Origin of the sequence: Paenibacillus sp. FSL k6-2145, assembly GCF_037976585.1 — a bacterium.
Classification (GTDB): domain Bacteria; phylum Bacillota; class Bacilli; order Paenibacillales; family Paenibacillaceae; genus Paenibacillus.
Genome location: NZ_CP150267.1, coordinates 1,794,707 through 1,820,312, shown reverse-complemented (window position 1 = coordinate 1,820,312; position 25,606 = coordinate 1,794,707). Strand labels below are relative to the sequence as shown.

Genomic DNA, 25,606 nt, shown 5'->3' with positions numbered 1-25,606 from the left:
GAGCACCAGAAACGTGTAACATGAATTATAGTTATAAATCGACAGAATTAGACGTCTCTCGCCATTGTGGATGGAAGGAATACATAGATGAGAAAACACTGGATTATGCTGACCATAAGCTTCATATGCATTGTCATTGTTCCGCTGGGCTGGATCGCCCAGACGTTAATTAGCGAGCGGAGTAACCCCCAGGCTACAGATGGGAAAATTGACCTGACCCAATGGGACTTTGATCGCAAGGGTGCAGCGTCTCTAAAGGGTGTCTGGGATTTCTACCCTGAGCAGTTGCTGAGCCCGGCAGATATTGAAGCAAGTGTATCCGGTCGCAAGCCATTGCCGGCTTCGTCGGGCACTCAAGTTCCTGCCCGATGGAACAAATCTTTGGGGCAGGCCCATGGGTATGGAACCTATCATTTGCAAGTTCAGCTTACACCCCGGACGATGAAAAACGATTATGGTATACGCACGCAGAATATACGCATGGCCCACCGGGTATTTATTGATGGTAAAGAGATTGGCGGCAAAGGCCTGCCAGGAAAGACCAAGGCGACAGATATACAATTAAATCTGCCCTTTACAGGATTCACGTCCATTGAGGGCAACACGGCTGACATTATCATTCAGGTATCGAATTATAGTTACTCGTCTGGGGGCATTGTAGCGCCCATTTTGTTTGGAGACGAGCATAGTATTCTGAAAAGCCAGCAACAAGGTTGGCTCAAGGATCTGATGGCCTTATTCGGTTTTATCTTGCCAGCCGCCTTTTTTCTACTTCTGTTCAGATTACGACGTACGGAGAAGGAACTTCGTTTTCTCGGATTATTCAGCCTTTCTGGTGCGGTGTACGCTCTGACACATGGGGAGAAGTTACTGGGTACGTTTGTACCGTTCCTGACCAATAATGAGATACTTCGGATTCAGCTCCTTAGTTCAGCCTTTGCCTATTACTTTTTGCTTCGGTATATGGATGCCCGTGTGCCAGGAGCAGTTCATCAGTGGTTTGTTCGTCTGGCTGTAGTGCTGATCATTACCCAGACCATTGTGGGTATTACGCTCCCTCCGACGCTTTTCTCGTCTCTTGAGCTTCCCATGTTGCTGATCTCACTTGTTGTCATGTTTTATACGCTGCGAGCCATGTTCTATTGGTTGAAAGGACGGCCGAATGACAGCCACTTTGCACTGGTGAGCATGATGAGCATACTCATGGTTGTTGTGTTGTATACGCTTGGTGCGTTCACTACCCTAGACACAGCGTTCTTTGCGCTGATTGAACTTTTATTATTTGTATTTGCCCAGATGATAGTGACCGCAATCCGCTTCGCACAATCATTCCGAGACGTGGAAGCACTATCGGAGCGTTTGCTGGCCATCGACAGCCTGAAGGACGAGTTCATGGCGAATACGTCTCATGAGTTGCGAACTCCCCTGCATGGCATCATTAATATTGCGCAATCCATGATGGAAGGGGCGGCCGGAGCAGTCACGCCCAAGCAAGCCAAAAATCTGTCCATGATTACTTCAACCGGCAAGCGCCTTTCACTGCTGGTTAACGATATTTTGGATTTTTCCAAATTAAAAAATAGTGAGATCGAGTTGAAACGGGTACCTGTTGATCTGGAATCCGTTGCTCGTACTGTGGTTGAAGTCTCAGGTTTCACGTTTGAGGATAAGCCAGTAATATTGATTCAGCAATGGCCCCAGTCGTTGCCACTTGTTGAGGCAGACGAAGATCGCCTAAGGCAAGTTCTGTATAACTTGCTGGGTAACGCCTATAAGTACACTGAGCAGGGTGAGATTCGATTGTACGCCAGTGTTGAAGGGGATTGGGTGAAGGTATCGGTTGCTGATACAGGGGTAGGCATTGCCTTGGACAAACAGGAGGATATCTTCCAGGCGTATGAGCAGAGTAACGGCACGATCGAGCGATTGAATAATGGAACGGGACTGGGTCTGAGCATTACGCGAAAACTCGTTGAGCTTGGCGGTGGTGAGATCTGGGTTGAATCGGAACCGGGGCAAGGTTCGACCTTTCATTTCACCCTGCCTGTTATGAAGTTGCCGCTGCTGAAATCTCATTCGAAACCAGCTGCCGCCCGATATGTTGCTGCACAGGGGGCAGGGGCGAAGGAGCTTGTGACAAGAGAGTCAGATGAGCAGGATGATCTTACGGAAGCGGAGCATACGATTCTGATTGTAGACGATGATCCCGTCAATCGACAGGTATTGCTGAATCTGTTATCGACGGAACGATATCGCGTGCTCGCAGCGGACAGCGGGTCCACTGCATTGAAACTCCGTGAGGAGTTCCCGTCCATTGATCTTGTTATTACGGACTGGATGATGCCTAAGATGTCCGGGCTTGAGTTATGTCGAAAACTGCGCGAGCACAGTTCCTTGTCGGAGTTACCGATTCTGATGCTGACCGCCCGCGGGTTGCCTGAGGATATCAAACACGGATTCCAGGCGGGAGCCAATGACTTCCTGAGCAAACCGGTGGATGCTGGTGAATTGCGCGCCAGAGTTCGGACATTAATTGAGATGCGGAGTTCTGTGCAGGAAGCTATTCGGACCGAAATGGCCTTTTTGCAGGCCCAGATTAAGCCGCACTTTCTATATAATGCACTCAATGTCATTATCGCGACCTGTGCAGTCAATCCGGACAAAGCAACCGATCTGCTGATTGAATTGAGTCATTACCTGCGCGGAAGTTTTGACTTCCAGAACAGGGAGCAGCTTGTTCCTTTGACCAAAGAGCTGGAATTGGTGGAGTCATATGTGCATCTGGAACAGGCCAGATTTGAGGAAAGACTGGTGGTTGAGTATGAGGTGGAATCGGACGTGCATCTATATCTGCCACCTCTCAGTATTCAGCCGCTTGTGGAGAATGCCATTCGCCACGGCGTGATGGAGCGGGCAGCCGGCGGGACAGTTCACCTTAGGGTTTTCAAAGAGAGCGAGCATGTGGTCGTACAGGTTCAAGATGATGGAGTAGGTATCCCTCCTGAGCGTATGGCTCAGGTCAAGTCTGGGCGCACCGAAGGTCCGGGGGGTGTCGGGCTGCAAAATATAAACCGTCGTCTGATGGCTCTCTATGGTCAGGGACTGGAGATTCATAGCCATGTGGGTAAAGGCACGCAGATCCGATTCCGTATCCCTGTGCAAAAGGTGGATTATTCCAATTAGTGTGCCGAGTTAAGCAATTATGGTTAACAGACTAATAAGCGGATGCCGATAAAATCGGTATTCCTATTGAATCTTTCATAGCAGGAGGCTAAAAGAACGGTGAGAGCCATTGTGATCGATGATGAGAAGCCAGCGCAGCTTCATCTGGAGCGACTACTACGAACGGACGGAAGAATTACACCCGTGCAATGTTTTTCAACAGCTCGTGATGGTCTGCATTTTCTGGCAAAGGAACGTGTAGATGTTGTATTTTTGGACATTGGAATGCCCGAGATGAATGGCCTGGAAGCGGCTGAATATATACAGCAATTGGATCAGAGTATTCGTATTATCTTTGTTACGGCATATGCGGACCATGCAGTGGAAGCATTTGAGCTGCATGCACTGGATTATGTACTGAAACCGGTAAGCTCCGCCCGATTGGCCAAAACCGTTGATCGAATCGCGGGCATAATGTCGCATCATTCCCAAGTTGCAGCCACCGCCGAGGTAAAGGGATCGGAACCCGTACCTGTGGAGTTGGATACTGAAGTTCCGGGGCTGCTCACGTTCAAACATCTGGATATCTACAGAAGTTTGGATCAGGGTGCCAAGAAACATAAGTGGCGCACAACCAAATCACAGGAATTGTTTGCTTTTTTGTTCCATCACAGGGAAGAATGGGTAAGCAAGGAGATTTTGTTGGATAAGTTATGGGGTGATGTTTCCCAGGAAAAGGGATTAACCCATCTACATACATCCGTGTACCAGATTCGAAAGCTGCTTAAGGAATGGAACATGACGGGCAAGCTGGAGTACAATATGAACCGTTATCGTCTGTTAGCAGGCAATCTGGTAAGTGATGTGGACCAATTTGAAAAATCCATGGTCTACAACGTCATCACATCAGACAATATCGATGACTTGAGGCATATGATTCCGCTTTATCGTGGCGATTATCTGGAAGAGCATGACTATCGTTGGGCACAGGCCAAAGCAAGGGAACTCAGACGCAAGTATACAGGGCTGGTTATGGATATCGCGAGATGGGACATGGAGCATGGTCGTGGCAAGGAAGCGATTGAGCAATTAACGATATTGCAGGAACGGGAGCCTTATTCGGAAGAAATCTGCCGACTCATGATGGAAGTGTATGCATCCATGGATGATCAGCAAGGCATACTTCGTTTATATCATACATTTACATTGACATTAATTGAGGATCTGGGGTATCAGCCCGAGCCCGAAACAAGCAGGTTATATCAGAACCTGACGGACAAATAAACGTATGTAACGTAAGTTCAGACAGGAGGGTGAGGCATGAAGCTATTCATACACCGCAAAGACTTGCGTACGGATGATCTGGCCGCATTCGATTATTTGCGGGAAAACCAAGAAGAGAGTGTGCATGTTCTCATCTATGATGCATTCCTCCTGCGGCAAGGCCGAGAGAAGGAACACAGCGGTGTGAATTTCAGGCAGCATGCAGCGGAATTAGGCAGACGTTATCTTGAAGCCAAAAGAAAACTGCATGTTGCTTATGGCAATCCAGCTGAAGTGGTTGAATTCATCTTGAACGAATTCAAAGGTGAGATTAACGAGATTGTGGTCCATCGGGATATGACGCCATATGCAATCGAGCGGGATAGGGCCATACGCAAAGTCAGTGAGGCGCACGAGGTTTCGTTCACACAACTGACGGATCATCTGCTGATGGATCTGAATGGATTTGCCAATTTTACAGGCAAGTCGGAGCCATATAAGGTATTTGCGGCTTTCCATCGGCGGTGGGTGGAATTCATGAATGAACATCCCAACCCTCCTTCGGCAACAACGGTTGCAGAGTTGAAGGTGAGTGATCGTCAGATTGAATGGCCGGATGCAATGCAGGTACCTCCGGAGTTGCTGGGGGGCAGTGGTTCGAATGACGAGGACCCGCATCTGCTATTGGATCAATTTTTGTCGGATCGAATTGCTGAATATGGGGATCATCGGGATGAATATGAGGCTTACGAGCCGAGTCATCTCAGTTCTTACGTGGCTGTGGGGGCTGTATCCATTCGCAAGATGTATGATGCGGCGAGTCGCACGGCAGAAGCGGGGGAATGGATCAGGCAGTTGTGCTTCCGCGACTTCTATCTGTATCGTGCAGTTTATGAGAGTCACTATTTTACATATGAAAAGGTGTACGATCTCTCGGCTCTCCATAATGATCACTTTGAACGGTGGTGCAAGGCGGAGACAGGCATTCCGATTATTGATGCAGCGATGACGGAACTGAATGAGACCGGACATATGCCAAACCGGCTGCGAATTCTCACGGCGATGTTTCTCACCAAAAACCTGCAATGCCCGTTCACCTTGGGTGAAGCCTATTTCAGGCGCAAGCTGCGTGACTATGATAACATTCAAAACCGTGGTAACTGGTTATGGTGTGCCTCGCTTGGTGAGAATGCGGCTCCGTATTTTCGCGTGAATAATCCGGTAACACAATCCGAGAAGTATGATCCGCAAGGTGATTATATTCGCAAGTGGTTGCCTGAATTGAAGGATCTGCACAGCAAGGACATTCATCAGCCGCGCAAGGATGCCATTGTTGATCTGAAGGCATCGAGACAGGCAGCTATTGACGTGTATAAACAGATTCTGGCGAGTCGTGGGAAGTAGACTCAGTCAATCATGTACCAACCCAAATTTACCATTATCATCCGGTTGATCCAATATTCATTTGGTTGGGAGCAGGATGTTCCACAGACCGCGTACTCGCGGTCTTTTTTACATATATAGACATGAAAATAGTGTGAAATGTGTTGAAAATTTAGGAATTGTTAAGAAAATGGACTATCCATCTTAAGCATTATGGCTTTTAATAGATAGAGAGCTTTATTGTATTAAGTCATATCTGACATATTGACGAACACATTAAGGAGAAACGTAAACATGAGTGAAACACTGAAAAGAGAGCGAATTCCAGAACTGAATCTGGTGCGTGCCATGGCAATTATCGGCGTACTGTGCGTGCATTCCACGTCCTATGCGACGGTGGACATGACGGGTTCAGGCTACTACTGGCTGTACAACTTTATTAATATCTTTATGAAATATGGTACGCCAACCTTTATTTTTATGAGCAGTTTCGTACTGTTCTATAACTATTATTCCCGTCCGCTGGATAAGAAACTCGTAAGTAACTTCTACAAGAAAAGATTTGTGTATATTTTGCTTCCGTATTTCCTGTTCTCATTAATGTATTTTGTGTTGCTGCATTTCACGCATTATCAGGGCCGACCTTTCGGCGAATCGGCAGTAAGTTTTATCACGAAATTGTTTACAGGCAAGGCTTATACACATCTGTACTTTGTATTTATTAACATGCAATTTTATCTGTTATTCCCATTGGTGTTATGGTTGCTTAAGAAGTATCCTTCCGTGGTGAAATGGTCTGTACCGATTGGACTATTGATTCAATGGGCATTTATCGTAAGTAATAAATATGGATTCCAGGTACCCAACAAGGGAAGCTGGGCGTTCTCATACTTCTCCTATTTCATGCTGGGTGCTTTTATCGGGGTATATTTCCCTAAAATCAAGCAATGGTTTGTCATCAGTCGGGCCAATGCAACCAAAGGACGCGTAGCTTCATGGATTCTGCTCTGGGCGGTATGGATCATTGCCGGACTTGGCCATGTGTATATCTATTACCTGCTGCGTCTGAAGATCGCAACGTATAACACACTGTGGTATGAATTCTTCTGGAATGTGCATACCTTTGCTTGTGCGCTGGTACTTATCCAGATTGCCTATCTGCTCTATCGCAAAGGGCCTTCACTCATCGTCAAGCCGCTGAATCGGCTTGGGGCATTGTCCTTTGGCATCTATCTGATTCATCCATTCTTCCTGCTTGTGTATCGGAATTATCCACCGCAAACAGGAGTATCGTGGTTAGTGCATCTGTGGTATGCCGGAGGATTCGGTGTAGCTCTGATCGCTTCGTGGATCGTCGTTGGATTGACGGCAAGGTTTGTTCCATATGCATGGGTCATCTTTGGCAATCTTCCAAAACCCAAACCACGTCTGGTCCCACAACAGAACTCGGGACAACTGGACGTTCGTTAAGATAGTTTTCCAACACAGGAATAATAAACCGTTTCTTGGTCGACCTTAGGGGAGAGCAGGGAGCGGTTTTTTTGTCTATAAAGATATGTGTGATATGGGGAACGAGTGTTTCTTTTTCATGTATGAGGGGTAATCATAAGGCGGAACGATAATACATTATGGATAACAGGATTAAGGTGAATATAATGACAACATGCGAAAAATGCGGGAGACCGATGCAAGATATATTGGAATATGTGGAACACATTCTTCACGAATGCAGTGAACAGACACAGGAGTACAACTCGAAAGATTATCAGGCCTATGGCCATGAGGGTGTTCACGAGCAGATGTGATACAATAGAAAGAAACCGGATTCATACGGAACCGAGGTGACAACATGGAGACGGGTCCAGCCCCTTTCCGGCAAGGAAAGACGGAACAAGAAGCGCGACTGAGCAAAACGTGTATGTATTGCGGACAACAGCGGCCGATGTCCGAATTCCGGCGCAGAACCGGAAAGCGGGCAGGTCCCGGAGCCAGGCGTGGAGCCTGTCGCAGCTGTCGCCAACTCGGTGGACAGGCTGACCACGATGCAGGTTCAAGCGTGGGCGGGCAAACGAATGAACGGATCGGGCGTCAACGGGATGGTTTGGATACACGTGAGGTTACTGCCAGACCCTCTGCAACTGCAAGGAATGAAGCAGGTCGTACCTCTCATGTTATGGAGCAGGGAACTGCTACGTTGGCTGAGTCTGACAGAAGTCTGGTGTCTCAACCGTCAGTAGACTCGTCATCTTCGAATGACGATGAACGTGCTGACTTGGTTACTTCCTCTCCCTCTTCTTCGGGTATTCGGAAGAAGAGGAGAAGACGGAGGAAGAGCAAGCGATCAGAGAGCATAACGGGCAATGAGCTGAGAGAGACGAGTCTGGAGCAGGATGGCTCGGCAGGTGAGGTAGGAGATGAGCCACAGCCAGGTGAGCGCTGGCGTGGGGTAGAAGGGCATTCGCAGGGGCATGCTGCTGCGAATGATAAGGGCACTGCACAGCGGGCTGGCGCGCGAGCAGCCGCTGCAGGGCAGGCCGCCGAGCAGACTGCGGCGGCCCACCAAGCTCTGCTGCCGGCTGAGCCGCAAAGCCCGGCAGCAGAGCCCATGGCTGCGGATCAACCGACCGCAGCCAAACGCAAGCGCAAGCGGCGCCGCAAGCGTGCTGCCGCGCTAGCGCCCGGCGCAGGGCAGGCCCGCAGCGTAGCTGCTGAGGCCCATGCGCCGGCCCTGAGCGACCGTGGCGATGCTACCACGGTCGCTACGGCGGCGGAGGCACAGCCTGCCGCCACCGGGCGCGAGCCCGGGCAAGCGCCGGGGGCTGCTGCGGAGGCAGGGCCTCCTGCGCCCGTGCGCCAGCCTGGCTCGCCAGGGTCCAAGCCGCGCCAGGCGCGCAAGGAGCGTGCGCCCAAGGCGAGCGGCGAAGACGCTGCCCGCGGTGCATCCGGGCAGCGACCCGCCCATGCCAGCCGTAGTCACGGTGCTGGCACGGATGGCCGCCCCCGCCGCCAGACGCCGTCGGCCCCGGTCGCTATCGACCCGGAAGATCCGGCTTCGCTCCGGACCAACCGGCAAGGCATGGTACGGATGCGAGGCAAGACAGACAAGGGTAGGCGCTGGCATCAGGAAGTGGACATGGAGCTTGCGGTCACGCTGGTGAAGGAAAAAGCCGCTGTGGTGGTCAATCGGTACACGATTCGCCGATTGTTCAGCAACAAGGATTTCAAGCGGTATATTTTAACCCGGGATCACTACACTTGTTACTTCTGTGGATCGTATGGAGATACGATTGACCATCTGCTGCCGCGTGCCAAAGGTGGACATACCACCCCGCTCAACTGTGTCTGCGCCTGTAATCTGTGCAACCAGTCCAAAGCAGCGATGGATGCCGAAGAGTTCATGCGTTCCGGTATTCCCGAATGGAATGCTGCACATCAGGCAGAACTGATTGAACTGGCAATGCAGGAAGCGCAGCTGGAAGAAGGATAAATACCCCCAAAGAAGGATCGGGGTTTCGATATGAAGAGCACACCAAGACCACAAGAGGTCGAGGTGTGCTTTTTTGATTCAATTTTGATTTGGGTGGGAAGTGAGTTTGCTGTGCAATAATTTCTTCAAATTGACAACGGTGTTCATCGAAGATGTACGTTATACTGGGAGGGAGTTACTAAAGAAGCTTCATCATCCATATGAATGATGAAATGTATAGTGAACATCAAGCCTAAGAACTTAGACTGTATAGATTGGATGGATGCAGATGACCCCGGCAGCATTAGACATTATGTCATATATTACGGAAGAAAATATTCGTTTCTGGCTGGAGAAGTTTCGCTCCCTGGGCCCGTTACCGGGAATTTTGCTTACGTTTATGAAATCATTTGTACCGCCGCTTCCCACGCTGTTGATTGTGGGCGTGAACGGTGCGGTATATGGTCTGTGGGCAGGGTTTATATATTCATGGATCGGCATGGTGCTCGGCTGTACCGTTACGTTCCTGATCGTACGGGAGATTGGGAAATCCGCTTTTGTAGAGCGATGGGCACGCAAACCTCGTGTGCAACGCAGCATGGTATGGATTCGAAGGAATGCATTCAGTTATGTTTTTCTGCTGAGTATCTTCCCGGTAGGTCCGTTCGTTATTATTAATGTGGCGGCAGGTATCGCGCGAATGCGATTGTTATCCTTCCTGCTTGCGGTGGGCTGTGGTAAAGCGATCATGATTTTCTCTGTTACGTATATCGGTTCCAATGTGGAACAATTTCTGGAGCACCCTGTACGCTGGGTAGGCGTATTACTGTTCATCGCGGTGTCCCTGTGGGCAAGCCGCAAACTGGAGCGACACTTTACCCGGCCATCGTCAGATGGAGAAGATCTACATGATCTGAATCAACCCTCTGGAAAATCGATTTCCTCATAAAAAATGATCAGTACGCAGATATAGGATGTCAGTAATCCCGTTAGATCGAAGGAGGACCCAGCATGAATGATAATATCTATGCATTCAGCCGAATGTTAAATCGTCTGAATGAGAATGAACTTCGCTCATTGCTGCGTGTGCTCTATATGAAATCAGCACTCGTGGTCAAACGGCAGGAAAAGCAAGGCGAAAAAGTGGATTTTGCGGACACCATGCAATCCCTGTTTCGGGATCTGGATACACCTTTGGATCTGGGGCAGCTGGAGCAACAGGCTTTGGGTGAGGTAGACAAGCCAAATGAAATTCATATCACGTTTGGAGATTCACCTCTAAGTAGTCTGAAAATGGGGATGAGTACATTACCTGATCAGGAAAAACGGAGTTTTTTCTCCATGGATGATGATTATGCTGTGGGTCCGTTAGGTGATCTGACCCATCGTGCAGCTTTGCAACGCAGGCATCTCTGGCTGACCGAACGAATGTGTCTCAACGACCGCGAGGCATATGCCTTGCATGAACTGGAATCATTATTTGAGTTCAACGCCACAATACAGTCCTTTGATTCCAAGACGTCGATCATTATCTGGTATGCGAATAATGCACGGGAGAAGACGGGACTGATCTACGCCATGTATCTATTGCGGAACAGCGAGAGCCCCATATATCTTATCGAAACGAGTGGCTTATATAAGCAATTATTTGATAGACCTGACGTTCAATACGATGTGCTCCACACAGGCGAGATCCTTCCGGAAAAGCTTCTGGCGATGTGGCACGTTTGCTCTGAGCAAGAGCCGTTGTCCAAGCAAGAGCGCCGCCAACTGGAACAGGATTGGCTGGAACTTTCGGTACAGCCTGGGCTATTACGTATGATGGAGAATGGCGTGATTCAGAGCTTAACTGAAGATGCGTTGGACGAGTACATTATGCAGAAGGTGAGGGAACTGACACCGAACTGGGAGCCAGGCAAGTATATCCGAGCAGCTCGTATTGTGGGTGAAGTGATTGGTACAAGTAGCCAGCATATAAATGATGCGTTCGTGGAGTACCGTCTACGACAACTGGTGCTGCAAGGCCAACTTGAGATGGATGGAAAGCCACTTGCAATGAGGTATTACAGTGTTCGGCTTGCTGAGCGCTGAAAGGGACTAAGGCTGAAACGCACAGATAGAAAACAAGCGACGAGATCGCCAAGTTTGAAATAAGATGGAAGATTTGAGCAGTTCCTTGCACAGACAGGAATATGATCACGAAGTATCTCTGTTACCAGCTGTTCAGATTTAACACTTAAATAGACTGTTCCCGATGAGTAACTCCTACTTGTCCGGGGAACAGTCTATTTTTCATCCTTGATTACTGAACCAGTTTCGCTTGTGCATTGTCCAATAACATTTGTCTTTATGATCATCATTGTATTAAGATTTCTTCCCATTCCAGATTTCTAGTAGCGGTCCGTGCTGCCCATAGACGGGATCGGTATCCGGGATCGGAACCTCTTGAATCTCCTGAAGAGCCTTGTGTCGCTCGCCTTCCTCACCTGTGCGTGTGTTGTAACTCATGCCGCCCGGATAGGCACCGGCAATACGAAAATCAGTGCTGGACTCCAGACGTTTATGCCCTGTTCCAGCGGGAAGCACGACAACGTCGCCTGTCTGAAGGTAAACTTTCTGTCCATTTTCTCCGCCTAAAATCAGTTCCACGAATCCACTCACCACAGCAAGAGCCTCATGAGCATTACTATGATAATGATGATAATTGAACACACCATTCAACCAGCTATTTCCCCATCCATTACGGTTCAGCAACGATTCTGCATGAAGAGCCTCTTCAGCCCATACATTCTTATACAGAAGCACAGGCAGGGTCGGATGATTGGGAATTACACCGTCATCCTGAAGGAATAACGTCTCTATGTCTTTTTTCCGTTCATTCATCTCACATCACCTCACTATAAATTACCCTATAAACTCAAAGACGAACAAAAAACAATTGTAAAATGATACAAAATGTATCATTTTAAGGTTATACTCAGTACATATACTCTCTTCAATGCACTCGTTGTATAAATCGCAAGGGGGAATCGTGTGTGAACATTGTGATTACAGGGGCTTCTGGATTTGTGGGATTTAATCTTTCGCAGTATTTGGCGCAAAAAGGGCATCAAATTACCCTTCTGGATCGGGATGATTATTGTCAGAGGCTTGTTCATATCTCTCCTCTGCACGAGATGCCGTTCATCTGTTGTGACCTTGCATCGGACCGGATTCATCTGCCTCCAGGAACAGATTACATTATTCATCTGGCAGCCATGCCACACGTGGATTATTCGTATCATCAGCCAGGAGAAGTTTTCCGCAATAATACACTCAGCACACAGGCTATTCTGCAATATGCGACCGAACATCACATTCCAGTCTTGCTGGCTTCATCCGTTGAAGTGTATGGCGGTGATTGGGGCAGAGTCTATCACGAATCAGATCCGTATGCACCTGTCTCACCTTATTCCGCATCCAAAGTCGCGTGTGAAATGCTTGCTCACTCCTACGCTCAATGTTACCAGCTTCCAGTCAAACTTTTTCGTTTGACCAACCTCTATGGTCCATGGCAATTGCCAGACCGTATTATTCCCCGAAACTTCGGTCGAATGCTGGATGGACTGCCTCTTGATATCCAGGGATCGGCAGTACGTGATTTCTTGTATGTAGATGATGCCCTCCGTGCCATTGAACAGATCATGCTGAAAGGCAAAGATGGACAGGTCTATAACATATCGACAGGACTTGGAACAACCATGCAAGAAATCGGGGAATTGTTGAAACCGATGGATCGATCTATAGCTGCTGTAGAGATCCGGGAGCAAGAACCAACCCAGTCCAGGGGGTCCAGTCTGGTCGTACATTCAGGGAGATTGCGAGCGGAATTGGGGTGGTTACCTCAAACCACTTTGGAAAAAGGATTGGAAAGAACCTTCCGTTGGTACCGGGAACATCCCGAATGGGTCAGACAGTTCAGTCGTGAATACCATACAACAAGGGAAACGCGCAGTTTCATTATCGATATGGCAAGATACGCAGTTCCAGCAGTATAGAACGCACAAAAAAAGCCAGGGAAGGGTGTATTGAGTAACACCTTCCTTGGCTTTTTTGCGCCTCCGTCTCATTTTCGGATAGCTTCCGAACACGGACGGTCAGGCTATTTTAAAAATAATCTATTGCACGAAATCATCGTGCTGTTGGACCTTCACATTAAAAGGATCTAGTGATGATCTTTTTTAATGTCGGCAATTTTATCCTGTACAGCACCTTTGGCTTTGTCTTTTTTACCCTCAGCCTGAAGGGATCTGTTGTTGGTTGCATTACCGATCTGATCCTTCACTTCGCCTTTGGCTTTATTTACGCCTGCTTTGATTTTATCGCTAGTTGAATTACTCATATCGAACATCTCCTTCGTTTCTGGTGTAGTCCTTATTAACCGGGATGTCCGTATTCTAAACGCATAGGGTGTGTTCCAAGTTTTGCATTCGTGACGCAAGAGGTTCATACTTGAACAAGAAATGATGTCATTTCAGGAATAAGGCTGCACCCCTAGCTGCATAATAACGACAGTGACCAATTTCGTTGCATGAAATTCATGATTTTGGAAAACGGTTCCTGAATCATTAGTTGAAAAAATCCTTCCTTGTGTACATATCGCACATATGGTCATATGGGATCTTGTCTTCATACCACATGTGGTAGGATGACGGATCTGGGACAGGAGAATAATCGATTTTAATCCGACCGCAATGCTTGACAAAAAAATCGATTTTGCTACAATGTTCACAATATCTTCACAAGTGTAAAAAATTTCTTTTTCATGTTCATGTGTAAGAGGTGTAATATAAGGGTATAGAGTTCGGTTTCGGCCTGCTTGTCGTTTTGTGCGTCAACACATGTTGTCCGCAATAGATCCAAGATACAATGCATGATATGGGAGTGGCCATGAGCTACGCTCATCCTATTGTGTGAAATTTGGTACATTTAGATGTATTCGATGTATTTTGTGGTTCGGCTCTGCTTGACAGGCATCATGAAAGTCGCGGACTTCTATCCCAAAGTAAAGGAGGACTTTCTCTTATGTCACAATCGCCTACTCAACAAGAGGTGCCAGTTACAGAAGGTGCCAACGTTTCCGAGCGCCAGTCCTTGGACGTTCTGGATCAACTGATGAAGCCTGAGGTACAGGAGTCTTTAACCGTTCTGGTGGAGAATCTGCCTAAATTGGCTGAAATGGTTACTGCTATGACGAAAGCTTATGACTTTGCACAAAGTGTAGCAACAGACAAAGTTCTGATCAGCGACACAATGAGCGCAATGGGCGAGTTCGCTAAGCCTGTTGTAGACAAAGCTAAAGGTGTAGCTTCTGCTGCTATCGAAGCCAATGACCGTGCGCAAACAGAGCAAACTTCAGTTGGCTTGTTCGCTATGCTGAAAATGCTTAAAGATCCAAACGTACAACAATCGCTTCGTTTTGCTCAATCTTTCTTGAGCATCTTGAACGAGCGTCAACAACCGAAACGTTAAGACTTAGAAGAATGGAGGATGGATATGTCGAAGCAAATTTTGATCTTGGGTGGAGGATACGGCGGTCTGTTGACTGCATTGACTGCGCGTCAATACTTGTCTCCGGAAGAAGCGACAATTACTGTCGTGAACCGTTACCCTACACACCAAATTATCACGGAACTGCACCGTCTTGCAGCGGGAAGCATTGCTGAACAAGCAGTTGCTCTTCCACTCGAAAAATTGCTGCGTGGCAAAAACGTGAACTTGAAAATCGATACGGTGGATACAATCAAGCCGGACGAGAAGAAAGTTCTGATGACCAGCGGCTCCACATACTCTTACGATGCACTTGTCGTTGCCTTGGGCAGCGAAACGGCATTCTTCGGAATTCCGGGATTGCAAGAGTACAGCTTCACGCTCAAATCGGTTAGCGATGCAAACCGTATTCGTGCACACGTTGAAGCACGTCTTGATGCTTACAAACAGTCCGGCAACAAAGCAGACGCTACGTTTGTTATTGGTGGCGGCGGCTTGACAGGTATTGAGCTTGTTGGCGAATTCGCTGACCTGCTTCCTGCAGTATGTCAAGAAAAAGGCATCGACTTCAAAGAAGTATCCCTGTACACAGTTGAAGCAGGTCCTTCCATCCTGGCAGGATTCCCGCCAGAGCTGGTTGAACGTGCTAAATCAAGTCTTGAGAAACGTGGCGTTAACTTCATCGTTGGCGTAGCGATTACTGAGATGAAAGAAAACGAAGTTCTGCTGAAAGACGGCAGCTCCATCCCTACGAACACACTCGTATGGACAGGTGGCGTACAAGGCAACGCTGTTGTTGCTAACAGCGGAATTGAAGTGGATCGTGGCCGTGCGAAAGTTACGGAAGTTCTGCAATCTACTTCTCACAAAGACGTGTTTGTTGCTGGTGACAGCGCAGTGGTCTTCCCTAGCGAAGGCGCTCGCCCTTACCCTCCAACAGCACAATTGGCTTGGCAAATGGGTGAGACTATTGGTCACAACTTGGGCGTTATGTTCAAAGGTGGCGCAATGGAATCCTTCACACCAGTATTCTCCGGTACGCTGGGAAGTCTGGGTCGTAAAGATGCTGTCGGCATGATCGGTGGCAACCAGACTCGTCTGAAAGGTCTGCCTGCAACCATGATGAAAGAAGCAAGTAACATCCGTTACCTGGCTCATATTCACGGTTTGTTCGCACTGGCTTACTAATCTTCATGCCATTCAAGGGCGCCCTTTTGGGCGTCCTTTTTGGTTGTAACCATTACAAAGGAAAACAGATATTCAGATGGGAAAAAGGTATGGCAGAAGTGGTCAATGTGAGGTGGCGTATAAACCACCTAGGGTATATGGCATATTAATGGGACAACGGAAGAATTCACATTTCATAGATGTACTGAACAGGCATGGACATGAAGCCGGCGCTTAGAAGCGCCGGCTTTCGTTTAAATTATAGGATGAGCATCTTTAAATAAAAGGAACGGGGAGCAACAACAAGGAGCCCGTTCAACTGAGAGGAGAAATGACGTATGAACGTTTTAGTTATAGGAGCAAATGGACAAATCGGCAAGTTGGTGGTGGAGCAGCTGGTACAGGAAGGCAAACATAAAGTAACGGCCATGATCCGCAAACCGGAGCAGGCGGGTACACTGAAGGAACTCGGTGCAGATGTGGTGATCGGTGATCTGGAGGGTAGTGTGGAGGACTTGGCTGAGGCAATGAAGGATCATAATGCCATTGTGTTTACGGCGGGTTCTGGCGGATCTACCGGTCAGGACAAAACACTGCTGATTGATCTCGACGGTGCGGTGAAAACGATGGAAGCCGCAGAGCAGCAAGGAATCTCCAGATATATTCTGGTCAGTGCGTATGGCGCAGATCAACGGGAGAAATGGTCGGAGTCCATCAAGCCTTATTACGTGGCGAAACATTATGCGGATCGTGTGTTGTTTGCAAGTGATCTGAATTACACAATTATTCGCCCGGGTGGTCTGAAGAATGAACCGGGCACAGGCAAGATTGCAGTTGGAACCGATCTGGAGCCGAGAAGCATCCCGCGTGAAGATGTAGCCCGCGTAATCGTGGCTTCTTTGCAGGAAGAGAAGACGTACCGAATGGCCTTTGATCTGATTGCCGGGGAGCATCCGGTTGAAGATGCCTTGGGCAAATTGTAGATGTTATTGTAAGATAACGGGAGAATGAAATGATGGGGATGAGGGGGAGCGCTGCATGAACGAAGCCGTGCTGGTCATAGAGGATGAGCCCAAAATAGCACGTCTGCTGGAACTGGAACTACAGTATGAGGGCTATCAGGTAGGCAAGGCTGGTAGTGGAACAGAAGGACTGGAGAAGTATGCAGAAGGACAGTGGGATCTGATTCTGCTTGATGTGATGTTGCCTGGTCTGAGTGGCATTGAGGTGTTGCGTCGAGTTCGGGCCAAAGACGCTACAGTACCGATCATTATGCTCACTGCCAAAGATTCGGTAGAAGACAAAGTATCTGGCCTGGATCTCGGAGCCAATGACTACATCACCAAGCCGTTCCAGATTGAAGAGCTGCTTGCCCGAGTTCGAGCTGCATTGCGGCTTAGTGCAGTGGCGTCGGTTGCTTCTTCCGCTTCTTCGTCTACACCTGCTGATACGGGGAATGACTCTTCTGGGCATCAGGATGAAGCTGAGGCGGGCTGGTTGACGGCTGCCGGGTTGAAACTAAATGAAGGAACGCGAGAGGTATCCCGAGATGGTGTGGCCATTGAGCTTACTCCACGTGAGTTCGACCTGCTCGTGTATCTGCTGCAGAATCAACGTCAGGTGCTCAGTCGTGACCAGATTGTGCAGGCCGTGTGGGGATACGATTATTATGGAGATACCAATGTGGTGGATGTGTACATCCGTTATGTGCGCAAAAAGGTGGATAACGGATTCACACCACCCTTAATACATACCGTACGGGGCGTAGGATACGTCCTGAAGGAACAGTTATGAGCCTGCGCAGTAAAATCTACGGGTATTCGTCTGTATTATTTGCTGTGCTGTTAATCGCGGTGAACTTGTCGGTCTACATCGTGTTTGAACGGATGTCGATTGATAACGAGGTTAATCGGGTGGAAGCGGAAGCGGAATCTATTGTCAAAGGAGTGCGTCAGTCTGCCGGCTCCATTCCGCCGGATGACTTGTTGCGGGCCTACGCGCCTGTGAACGGCATGCTTCGGATCGTTAATGAAGACGGCACCAGTTCCCCGGTGACAACAACAGCAGCTTCCGAGCAGCTGAGCAAGCTACCTTATAAGTACGAAAGTGAGAAGAAATCCGAGTATACCCAAGTAGAACAGATTGGTTATGTGTGGGTATCAGTCCCGGTCATCTGGCCTGATGGCGAGGTGGTGAATGTACAGGTCACTGAGAGCATTGCAGAGACGGAGAATCGTCTGTCTGTACTTCGGACTGTGCTTGTGGCGGTCACGATTATTGCTCTGATTCCAGCCATTATCTCCAGCCGGATTCTGGCGAATCGGATGACCAGACCGATTCAGCAGATGACACGCACGATGAGTGACATTCAGTCCAGCGGCCAATTCAAGCGTCTTCCACTGGAGGAAGGGTCGAAGGATGAACTGAAAACGATGGGACAGACGTTTAACCGGATGATGGATCTACTCGAATCCAACTTTGAACGACAAGAACGGTTTGTATCCGATGCATCACATGAGCTCAAAACACCGCTGACCATTATTGAAAGCTATGCCAGTCTGCTACAGCGGCGAGGGAAAGAGCGGCCCGAGGTATTTGATGAAGCGGTGGAAGCGATTCTGTCCGAATCGGTTCGCATGCGAGAGATGACCGAGCAACTGCTACTGCTCGCGAAGCAGCCAGAGCAGTGGAATGTACAGTTGGAGCGTGTGGATATTACGAGACTGGCAACAGACTCCACACGTGCGTTTCGCGAAGCCTATCACCGCGAAGTCCGGTGTGAAGATCCAGGTTCAATCTGGGCGATCAGCGATGAGAGCAAGCTGAAGCAACTGTTATTTATTTTGCTGGATAATGCCCGGAAGTATAGTGAAGATGCAATTGAAGTCAGGCTGGAAGCCAAGGGGCAAGAGTGCCGTATTCGGATCGTGGATACCGGAATTGGTATGCGGGAGGACGAGCTGGAGAAGGTATTTGACCGATTCTACCGGGTTGATCCGGCCAGAACACGCAGCTTAGGCGCAAGTGGTTCGGGTCTGGGATTGTCTCTTGCCAAAGAACTAGCAGGTGCAGTGGGAGCCCGGATTGAATTGAGTAGTACCGAGGGTGAAGGCACCGAGGCGTCGATTATTTTGCCTTTATCGGTTCAGAACAGACCGCTCTCATGAAATTCTCATTCTTCTCTTATATACTGATAAGCATCAGATCAACTGGGGATGATAAGAGAGTGCATAGGGGGAAACGTGATGACAGAGCATGAGCAGCGACCACCGGAGATGAAACGGCATGAACAGGCGAACAGTGGATGGGCGAAATCACGAAAGTCACTTTGGTGGGGTGCAGGGCTTCTCGTTGTGCTGATTGTGGCAGCTGTTGTGTGGTGGAAGCCGTGGCAATCGACGGGTGCGGTACTTACGGCAGATGCGGCGGCCCAATCGGTGCTGGATCAATATCCAGGTGAGATTGTGAATTCCACGTTGAAGGACGGGACGTATATTATGCAGCTCCGTTCGGAGACCGGCCTATATGATGTGCAAGTGGATGCCGTTACAGCTGCTGTGAATTCCATTAAGCGGCTGGAGTCGAACCCGCAAGCGGAAGAGCAGACGTTATGGAGCCGCGAGCAGATCAAGACGGCGTTGTTAAAACAACAAACAGATAACCAATTGGTCTCGCTAGAACTTGTCGAGCAGCAAGGCAGTCCGGTATACACCGCGGTCGTGAAGGCGAAGGATAACAGCCGTGAAGAACTCACAATTGATCCATATACGGGAGAGACGATAGCTTCCAAAACAATAGCAGCCCCGACAACTGAACCAACCAAGGATGATCCCAAACCTCAGTTTCTGAGCGAGAAACAAGCCAAGCAGAAGGCACTTGCGGAGGTCCCGGGAGAAGTGGACGACATCGAACTGCGTGGAACCAACAGTGGGAATCCATATTATCTGGTTGAAATTGATCTGGAGGATGGCCGAGAGGCTATTGTGCAGGTGAATGCCATCTCAGGAGCAATTCGTTCGGTGACTTGGGATGAGGACGATGATTAACATTTGTACAGGAATCCATTGAATATAGAGTTACACCTTGTTGGATAGATGATTCCTAATTTAGGGGTCATCTTTTTCATTTCTTTTAGATTACATACATAATGAACACTCATTAAATGAGCATTCTCTTCATTTTCTCATCAAATTCTAATCTAACTCTCGCTGATCTCTCATTCCTGCAGGTTATTCTATAAATGTAGACGAGAACGAAACAACAAACGAGGAGATGAATGATGATGATGAACAAACATAAACTTTGGATTGGTAGCTTGTCAGCAGCAGTATTACTTGGTGGATCAGCCGTAGCGGCTAGCGGGAATGTGAACGGACAATCGGTGCAAACTACACCAACGTCAACAACACAATCTGCAACACAGAATCAGAACAACACAGGTAAAATGCTGAATGCATCACAAGCAAAAGCGTTGGCGTTAAAAGCAGCCGATGGTAAAGTGGATGACGTGGATCTGGAGCGTAGAAACGGCCAAACGTTCTATGAAGTTGAGATCGACAGAAAAGGAACCAATGATGTTGTCGTTCGTCTGGATGCTTATACAGGCAAAATTCTTGCGGTCGTGAACGATGAAGACTACGATGACGACGACGATTATAAAGATAATGTGACAGGCAACACATCTAACAACTCTGCTTCCAAGCAGGTCAAATTGACGGCATCCCAAGCTTCAAACATTGCGCTGAAACAAGTTACGGGTGGTAAAGTAACCAAGGTCGAGCTGGATCATGATGATGGTCGCTATGTGTATGAGATCGAGCTGAGAACCGCTCAAGGTGAAGCAGATGTAGATATCGATGCCAACACAGGTAAAGTGTTATCGATTGACCAGGATTTTGACGACCAAGATTAAGCAATAAGGGCGAGTATACGTTGATAAAACATCATATAAAAACCTGCCTATGGACAGCCGCACACAGCTAGAGATCGTTACATCATGGAGGCAGGGCAGGTATAGCAGAGGACGCTTCGGGGGAAGCGTCTTTTTGCTGTTGATCGAGAGAGAGGAGTATAAAATTGTACATCTTCCGCCGGATTGTTCACTATTCGAGCAGGAACGTGGCGGATACAATCGGAATCAGGGAGGTGAACGCTCAGCCAGTATTGCCAGGAATTCTAATGCTGAAATGCATCATCGATCGGAGGCAGATGAGACATATCGATTTTAATATTATGTAAGCGCTTCATAAAAAACATGGAGGTGCATTACGATATGGCTATGAACGATGGATGGTTGAAAAAGAATACACATTCACGTCGCTTTACCCACCGCTTAAGTTATCTGCTTGCTTTGGTTTTGGCGCTGCAATCAATAGGTATGCTGCTCGCACCCGGACCGAATGCTTCAGCTGCTCCGCTTAGTGTAACGAACGGGGTACAGTTCAAGGATACCAATGGCAATGTCGTTCATGCTCATGGGGGCGGGATGATCAAGGCAAATGGGTATTATTACTGGTTTGGGGAGAATCGTAATACGAATGGAACGTTCAAGGCGGTATCGGTGTATCGTTCATCGGATCTGAAGAACTGGGAGTATCGCAATGATGTGCTCACCAGCAGCTCGGCAGCCGAGTTAAATATCTCCAACATTGAACGCCCAAAAGTCATCTATAACAGTTCGACTGGCAAATATGTGCTGTGGATGCACAAGGAGAATGGTCTGGATTATGGCGAGGCCCGAGTGGCCGTAGCTACTTCGAATACGGTTGATGGCAATTATACGTATGTGGGCAGCTATCGTCCACTTGGGAATGATTCCAGAGACATGACGGTATACAACGATAACGGAACCGCTTATCTGGTCTCCGCGACCCGAGTGAATGCAGATCTGAATATATATAAGCTGACCCCGGATTTCCTCGGTGTGGAATCCCTTGTCACAACACTGTGGCCCGGACAATATCGTGAAGCACCTGCCCTATTCAAAAAAGACGGCGTCTACTTCCTGATCACCTCGGGTGCCACTGGCTGGAATCCAAATCAGGCGAAATATGCGACAGCCTCCAGCATTACAGGCACATGGAGCGGTCTCAGTAACTTTGGAGACAGTACAACGTATGGTTCCCAATCCACCTATGTTGTTCCGGTAGAAGGTTCACAGACAACCTCCTATCTCTACATGGGTGATCGCTGGGCTGGTGCATGGAGCGGACCTGTGCAGGATTCCAAGTATGTTTGGCTGCCACTTTCATTCCCAAGCGCAACCAGTCTGGCGATGAACTGGGCCAGCAGTATTACGATTGATACAGCAACAGGTACCGTAACTGGAGTGAATACACCGGATGTCTGGGACCCAAATGCTTCATATCAGCTGATTAGCCGTAAAAGCAACAAGTTGCTAAATGTCATCGGGGGTTCTTCCGCCAACGGTGCGGATTTGGAGCAGCGAGCAGATGGGGGAACAACAAGTCAACAGTGGCAGATTACCGATGCGGGTGGCGGTTATGTCAAAATCATCAACCGTTCCAGTGGCAAGCTAATTGGTGTGGAGAATGGTGCCACGACCGATGGGGCTGTCATTGAACAGTGGAATGATGGTGGCTGGGCTAGCCAGCAATGGCAGCTCGTCCATGTAGGTGGTGGTTATTATAAACTGAAAAACCGCAGTACAGGCAAGGTATTAGATATCTCCAGTCAATCCCTGGCAGATGGGGCTGCGGCCATCCAGTGGACGGATAATGGCGGCACGAATCAGCATTTTCAGATTGTTAAGGTGCAGTAAGACGTTTTAAATATTATAAAATAAGGTTCAACATAAAGTGGAAGCCCTTGTCTCTTACCATTAGGTGGGACAGGGGCTTTGTGATGTGTTCACGCTTGTTATGTGATGCTCTTACTCGAAGGGGATATTCAGATGATGGCTCATATCGTGACCTATTTCCGATCATCACCATCCCAATCTGTGGTAAACTAGTAGAATTGTAGAAAAAGATAGAGACAGGAGCTGGATAACGAAGTGAGTGAACAACAAGTGCTATCAATTGAAAGCTTACGTATGAGATACAACGGACGTTATGTGCTGAACGGCATCGATCTGGAAGTGAATCGCGGTGAGATGATTGGATATATTGGTCCGAATGGGGCTGGCAAAAGTACGACGGTTAAGATTTTACTCGGGCTGGTTGAAGGATATGTAGGCACGGTACGAATCTTTGGTAAAGATATTGCGGATGGGGATGTAGAGTACAAACGCAGAATCGGCTATGTTCCGGAGGTCGCGGAATTGTACGAACAATTAACGCCTGCGGAGTATCTGACTTTTACGGGGGAGTTATACGGCATGTCCTATGAAGATGCAGATTACAAAGCCAAGCTATTGATGGATTGTTTTGGACTCGAAAAATCATATTATTCCCGCATTGCATCCTTTTCCAAAGGCATGCGTCAGAAAGTGCTGTTAATCTCTGCGCTGTTGCATGATCCGGATCTGCTGTTCCTGGATGAACCACTCAGCGGATTGGATGCCAATAGTGTGATGGTGGTCAAAGAGATTTTGTCGCAGTTGTCGGCCAAAGGCACAACCATATTTTATTCGTCTCACATCATGGATGTGGTGGAGAAGATCAGCAGTCGAATTGTACTGATCGCTGAAGGACGCGTGGTGGCAGACGGTACGTTCAAGCAGCTCCAACAGCAGTCCATGGAAGGGACGTTGGAGGAAGTATTTAATCAATTGACGGGCTTCAATGAGCATAAAGCCATTGCGGAGCGTTTTGTATCGATTGTGCAGGAGGTGTACTGATATGGAGGAATCCTCCGACTTCCGCACACTCAAGATTCTGGATCGCTTTCGGCCAATCATCGCCAAAACAGGGGCGGATTATGATGTGCTGCGCTTGATCTTGCGAGTGAAGTTCCAGATGGATCAACGTAGAGTACCTACCATTTTGTCCAACAATTCAGGGAAAAAGGAGCGCAAGGAAGGGAATCAGTTTCTTCGTTCCCTGTGGTTGTATGGATTAATGGGACTGTTGATGGTTCCCTTCATTGTCTGGGATACGGGGCATTTCATGCTTCAGATGGGACTTGTGTTCGGCATATTAATGTTTATGATCATGACGTCCATGATCTCGGATTTTTCCTCCGTACTGCTGGACATTCGGGATCGCAATATCATTATGACGAAGCCCGTTAATGGGCGAACGGTGGGTATGGCCCGAGCCATCCACGCAGGCGTTTATCTATTATTGCTGACGGGTTCATTAACAGGCATACCGTTAATTGCCGCGTTGGTGACGCATGGAATCGTATTCTTTCTGATTTTCCTCGTAGAATTGATTCTAATCAATATGCTGATTCTGGTGACGACGTCTCTGATTTATCTGTTCATGATGAAGTTTCTGGATGGTGAGAAGCTGAAAGATATGATCAACATGGTACAGATACTGCTTTCCGTGGGGATTGCGATCGGTTATCAGCTGGTCATCCGTTCGTTCAGCATTATTGACTTTGGTATGGTATTTACCCCGGCTTGGTGGCAGTTGCTGTTACCTCCGTTATGGTATGCGGCCGCCTATGAATGGTTATTTGCAGGGGGCGGGAATGTGTGGATCTATACGTTCACAGCACTGGCAGTCTTGGTTCCTGTGGTGAGTATGATCGTATATGTGAAGCTTATGCCTTCCTTTGAATTGTATTTGGAAAAAATGGCACATTCGGGTCAGTCCTCTGGACGCAGACGTGGAAGATGGGATCGGTTGATCTCCAAGGTGGTCAGTCGTTCCAGAGAGGAGCAGGCTTGCTTCCGTCTGTCAGCCAGCATGATGCGTAATGAACGGGAATTCAAGCTGAAGGTGTATCCATCGCTTGGTTTATCATTTGTCTTACCTTATGTATTTTGGTTTACCGAATTGCAGTCTTCTACCTGGGCTGAGTTTAGGCAAAGTTCGTTTGTATACACTTTTTATATCGTACTAATGCTGGTTGTAACGGTTGTGGTCATGCTGAAATTTTCAGGACAATATAAGGCGTTCTGGACCTTTCGCGCTGCACCGATGGCGAACGATAGCGCGTTATACAAAGGCGCTCTGAAGGCGTTCCTGTACAACATGTTCCTGCCTATATTTCTGGCAAATGCCATTCTGTTCACCTGGGCATTTGGATCACGGATACTGCCGGATATTGCGATAATTTTGTTGACGGCTACGGCACTTGTCCCACTGGCAGGCAAATTGTTGCTGCGTAAGCCGCCGTTCTCCCAATCTTTCAGTATGGCGCAGCAAAGTGATGGCTGGTATGTATTTGCCGCCCTCCCTGTGCTTGCCATGTTATGGGGAGTCCATGTCTTTTTCCGTTCGGTATCGGGGGGCGTATGGATATATGGTGCGCTACTGATCGTAGCGAATGTGTTGCTGTGGACGCTGCTGTTTCGAGAGAAGAAGACAGCGAAGAAGAGGCCGGTTGCAGTTTGAGAAGTTACAGCAGAACAGAAGAATAAAAGAAAAGCGATAAGGGATTAGAAAGTAGAAGGACGAAGTGATAAGAGCCTAGAAGAGTTAAGAGTGCTAAGAAGAACTAAGAAGAACTAAGAAGAACTAAGAAGAGCTAAGAAGAACTAAGAAGAGCTAACCTGGGCAT

General features: G+C 48.2%; 19 protein-coding genes and 1 pseudogene. 18 read left to right on the top strand and 2 right to left on the bottom strand.

The window, feature by feature from the left end:
- Window positions 1-87 precede the first annotated feature (87 nt).
- The 7 genes and pseudogenes from NZ043_RS07970 (at window position 88) to NZ043_RS07940 (ending at window position 11,365) form a co-directional block, all read left to right on the top strand.
- Window positions 88-3,183, top strand: coding sequence for an ATP-binding protein (locus tag NZ043_RS07970; RefSeq protein WP_339311353.1), 3,096 nt, complete (start codon window positions 88-90; stop codon window positions 3,181-3,183).
- Window positions 3,184-3,282: 99 nt separating this feature from the next.
- Window positions 3,283-4,446 carry a response regulator gene (locus NZ043_RS07965; RefSeq protein WP_133386261.1) on the top strand — a complete coding sequence of 388 codons (1,164 nt, stop codon included), beginning with the start codon at window positions 3,283-3,285 and terminating at the stop codon, window positions 4,444-4,446.
- 36 nt (window positions 4,447-4,482) lie between these two features.
- Complete coding sequence (locus tag NZ043_RS07960; protein WP_339311351.1) at window positions 4,483-5,829, top strand: deoxyribodipyrimidine photo-lyase; 1,347 nt, start codon at window positions 4,483-4,485, stop codon at window positions 5,827-5,829.
- Between the two features lie 273 nt (window positions 5,830-6,102).
- Window positions 6,103-7,278: an acyltransferase gene (locus NZ043_RS07955; protein ID WP_091035717.1), complete on the top strand. Its 1,176-nt coding sequence runs from the start codon at window positions 6,103-6,105 to the stop codon at window positions 7,276-7,278.
- A gap of 1,582 nt (window positions 7,279-8,860) precedes the next feature.
- Window positions 8,861-9,295, top strand: a pseudogene (locus tag NZ043_RS07950) (HNH endonuclease); the annotation flags it as partial.
- A gap of 268 nt (window positions 9,296-9,563) precedes the next feature.
- Entirely contained in the window at window positions 9,564-10,223 is a 660-nt protein-coding gene (locus tag NZ043_RS07945; RefSeq protein WP_339311349.1) for a TVP38/TMEM64 family protein, read from the top strand.
- A gap of 62 nt (window positions 10,224-10,285) precedes the next feature.
- Window positions 10,286-11,365 carry a DUF1835 domain-containing protein gene (locus NZ043_RS07940; protein WP_339311347.1) on the top strand — a complete coding sequence of 360 codons (1,080 nt, stop codon included), beginning with the start codon at window positions 10,286-10,288 and terminating at the stop codon, window positions 11,363-11,365.
- A 273-nt stretch (window positions 11,366-11,638) separates the two neighbouring features.
- Here the strand turns inward: NZ043_RS07940 and NZ043_RS07935 are convergent, their stop codons facing one another.
- Window positions 11,639-12,157 carry a cupin domain-containing protein gene (locus tag NZ043_RS07935; RefSeq protein ID WP_133386258.1) on the bottom strand — a complete coding sequence of 173 codons (519 nt, stop codon included), beginning with the start codon at window positions 12,155-12,157 and terminating at the stop codon, window positions 11,639-11,641.
- 152 nt (window positions 12,158-12,309) lie between these two features.
- On the opposite strand from NZ043_RS07935, the gene NZ043_RS07930 reads away from it, so the two are divergent.
- Complete coding sequence (locus NZ043_RS07930) at window positions 12,310-13,311, top strand: NAD-dependent epimerase/dehydratase family protein (protein WP_206105799.1); 1,002 nt, start codon at window positions 12,310-12,312, stop codon at window positions 13,309-13,311.
- A 167-nt stretch (window positions 13,312-13,478) separates the two neighbouring features.
- Here NZ043_RS07930 and NZ043_RS07925 read toward each other — a convergent pair whose 3' ends face one another.
- On the bottom strand, window positions 13,479-13,655 hold the full coding sequence (locus NZ043_RS07925) for a CsbD family protein (RefSeq protein WP_339311343.1): 177 nt from the start codon (window positions 13,653-13,655) through the stop codon (window positions 13,479-13,481).
- A 683-nt stretch (window positions 13,656-14,338) separates the two neighbouring features.
- On the opposite strand from NZ043_RS07925, the gene NZ043_RS07920 reads away from it, so the two are divergent.
- The 10 genes from NZ043_RS07920 (at window position 14,339) to NZ043_RS07875 (ending at window position 25,440) form a co-directional block, all read left to right on the top strand.
- Window positions 14,339-14,785, top strand: a complete 447-nt coding sequence (locus NZ043_RS07920) for a DUF1641 domain-containing protein (protein WP_017691658.1) — start codon at window positions 14,339-14,341, stop codon at window positions 14,783-14,785.
- Window positions 14,786-14,809: 24 nt separating this feature from the next.
- A complete protein-coding gene (locus NZ043_RS07915; RefSeq protein WP_036606574.1) occupies window positions 14,810-15,991 on the top strand; it encodes an NAD(P)/FAD-dependent oxidoreductase in 1,182 nt (393 codons plus the stop codon).
- 317 nt (window positions 15,992-16,308) lie between these two features.
- Window positions 16,309-16,953, top strand: coding sequence for an SDR family oxidoreductase (locus NZ043_RS07910; protein WP_339311341.1), 645 nt, complete (start codon window positions 16,309-16,311; stop codon window positions 16,951-16,953).
- A gap of 55 nt (window positions 16,954-17,008) precedes the next feature.
- A complete protein-coding gene (locus tag NZ043_RS07905; RefSeq protein ID WP_339311339.1) occupies window positions 17,009-17,764 on the top strand; it encodes a response regulator transcription factor in 756 nt (251 codons plus the stop codon).
- Window positions 17,761-19,137 carry an ATP-binding protein gene (locus tag NZ043_RS07900; protein ID WP_339311337.1) on the top strand — a complete coding sequence of 459 codons (1,377 nt, stop codon included), beginning with the start codon at window positions 17,761-17,763 and terminating at the stop codon, window positions 19,135-19,137. The genes NZ043_RS07905 and NZ043_RS07900 overlap by 4 nt, the downstream gene beginning before the upstream one ends.
- A gap of 78 nt (window positions 19,138-19,215) precedes the next feature.
- On the top strand, window positions 19,216-20,016 hold the full coding sequence (locus NZ043_RS07895; protein WP_339311335.1) for a PepSY domain-containing protein: 801 nt from the start codon (window positions 19,216-19,218) through the stop codon (window positions 20,014-20,016).
- 230 nt (window positions 20,017-20,246) lie between these two features.
- Window positions 20,247-20,882, top strand: a complete 636-nt coding sequence (locus tag NZ043_RS07890; RefSeq protein WP_133386254.1) for a PepSY domain-containing protein — start codon at window positions 20,247-20,249, stop codon at window positions 20,880-20,882.
- 465 nt (window positions 20,883-21,347) lie between these two features.
- The gene (locus NZ043_RS07885; protein ID WP_240768230.1) at window positions 21,348-22,751 is read left to right on the top strand and encodes an RICIN domain-containing protein; all 1,404 of its coding nucleotides are present in this window, start codon (window positions 21,348-21,350) and stop codon (window positions 22,749-22,751) included.
- Window positions 22,752-22,985: 234 nt separating this feature from the next.
- The gene (locus tag NZ043_RS07880; RefSeq protein WP_339311333.1) at window positions 22,986-23,771 is read left to right on the top strand and encodes an ABC transporter ATP-binding protein; all 786 of its coding nucleotides are present in this window, start codon (window positions 22,986-22,988) and stop codon (window positions 23,769-23,771) included.
- A gap of 1 nt (window position 23,772) precedes the next feature.
- A complete protein-coding gene (locus NZ043_RS07875) occupies window positions 23,773-25,440 on the top strand; it encodes a hypothetical protein (protein WP_133386252.1) in 1,668 nt (555 codons plus the stop codon).
- The last annotated feature ends 166 nt before the right edge of the window (window positions 25,441-25,606 follow it).

Excerpts from the sequence above, each read along its gene's own strand:
- NZ043_RS07940 (WP_339311347.1), top strand. The coding sequence starts at position 10,286 with ATGAATGATAATATCTATGCATTCAGCCGAATGTTAAATCGTCTGAAT.
- NZ043_RS07875 (WP_133386252.1), top strand. The coding sequence starts at position 23,773 with ATGGAGGAATCCTCCGACTTCCGCACACTCAAGATTCTGGATCGCTTT.
- NZ043_RS07920 (WP_017691658.1), top strand. The coding sequence starts at position 14,339 with ATGTCACAATCGCCTACTCAACAAGAGGTGCCAGTTACAGAAGGTGCC.
- NZ043_RS07945 (WP_339311349.1), top strand. The coding sequence starts at position 9,564 with ATGACCCCGGCAGCATTAGACATTATGTCATATATTACGGAAGAAAAT.
- NZ043_RS07970 (WP_339311353.1), top strand. The coding sequence starts at position 88 with ATGAGAAAACACTGGATTATGCTGACCATAAGCTTCATATGCATTGTC.
- NZ043_RS07900 (WP_339311337.1), top strand. The coding sequence starts at position 17,761 with ATGAGCCTGCGCAGTAAAATCTACGGGTATTCGTCTGTATTATTTGCT.
- NZ043_RS07895 (WP_339311335.1), top strand. The coding sequence starts at position 19,216 with ATGACAGAGCATGAGCAGCGACCACCGGAGATGAAACGGCATGAACAG.
- NZ043_RS07885 (WP_240768230.1), top strand. The coding sequence starts at position 21,348 with ATGCTGCTCGCACCCGGACCGAATGCTTCAGCTGCTCCGCTTAGTGTA.
- NZ043_RS07910 (WP_339311341.1), top strand. The coding sequence starts at position 16,309 with ATGAACGTTTTAGTTATAGGAGCAAATGGACAAATCGGCAAGTTGGTG.
- NZ043_RS07890 (WP_133386254.1), top strand. The coding sequence starts at position 20,247 with ATGATGATGATGAACAAACATAAACTTTGGATTGGTAGCTTGTCAGCA.
- NZ043_RS07955 (WP_091035717.1), top strand. The coding sequence starts at position 6,103 with ATGAGTGAAACACTGAAAAGAGAGCGAATTCCAGAACTGAATCTGGTG.
- NZ043_RS07925 (WP_339311343.1), bottom strand. The coding sequence starts at position 13,655 with ATGAGTAATTCAACTAGCGATAAAATCAAAGCAGGCGTAAATAAAGCC.
- NZ043_RS07935 (WP_133386258.1), bottom strand. The coding sequence starts at position 12,157 with ATGAATGAACGGAAAAAAGACATAGAGACGTTATTCCTTCAGGATGAC.
- NZ043_RS07905 (WP_339311339.1), top strand. The coding sequence starts at position 17,009 with ATGAACGAAGCCGTGCTGGTCATAGAGGATGAGCCCAAAATAGCACGT.
- NZ043_RS07960 (WP_339311351.1), top strand. The coding sequence starts at position 4,483 with ATGAAGCTATTCATACACCGCAAAGACTTGCGTACGGATGATCTGGCC.
- NZ043_RS07915 (WP_036606574.1), top strand. The coding sequence starts at position 14,810 with ATGTCGAAGCAAATTTTGATCTTGGGTGGAGGATACGGCGGTCTGTTG.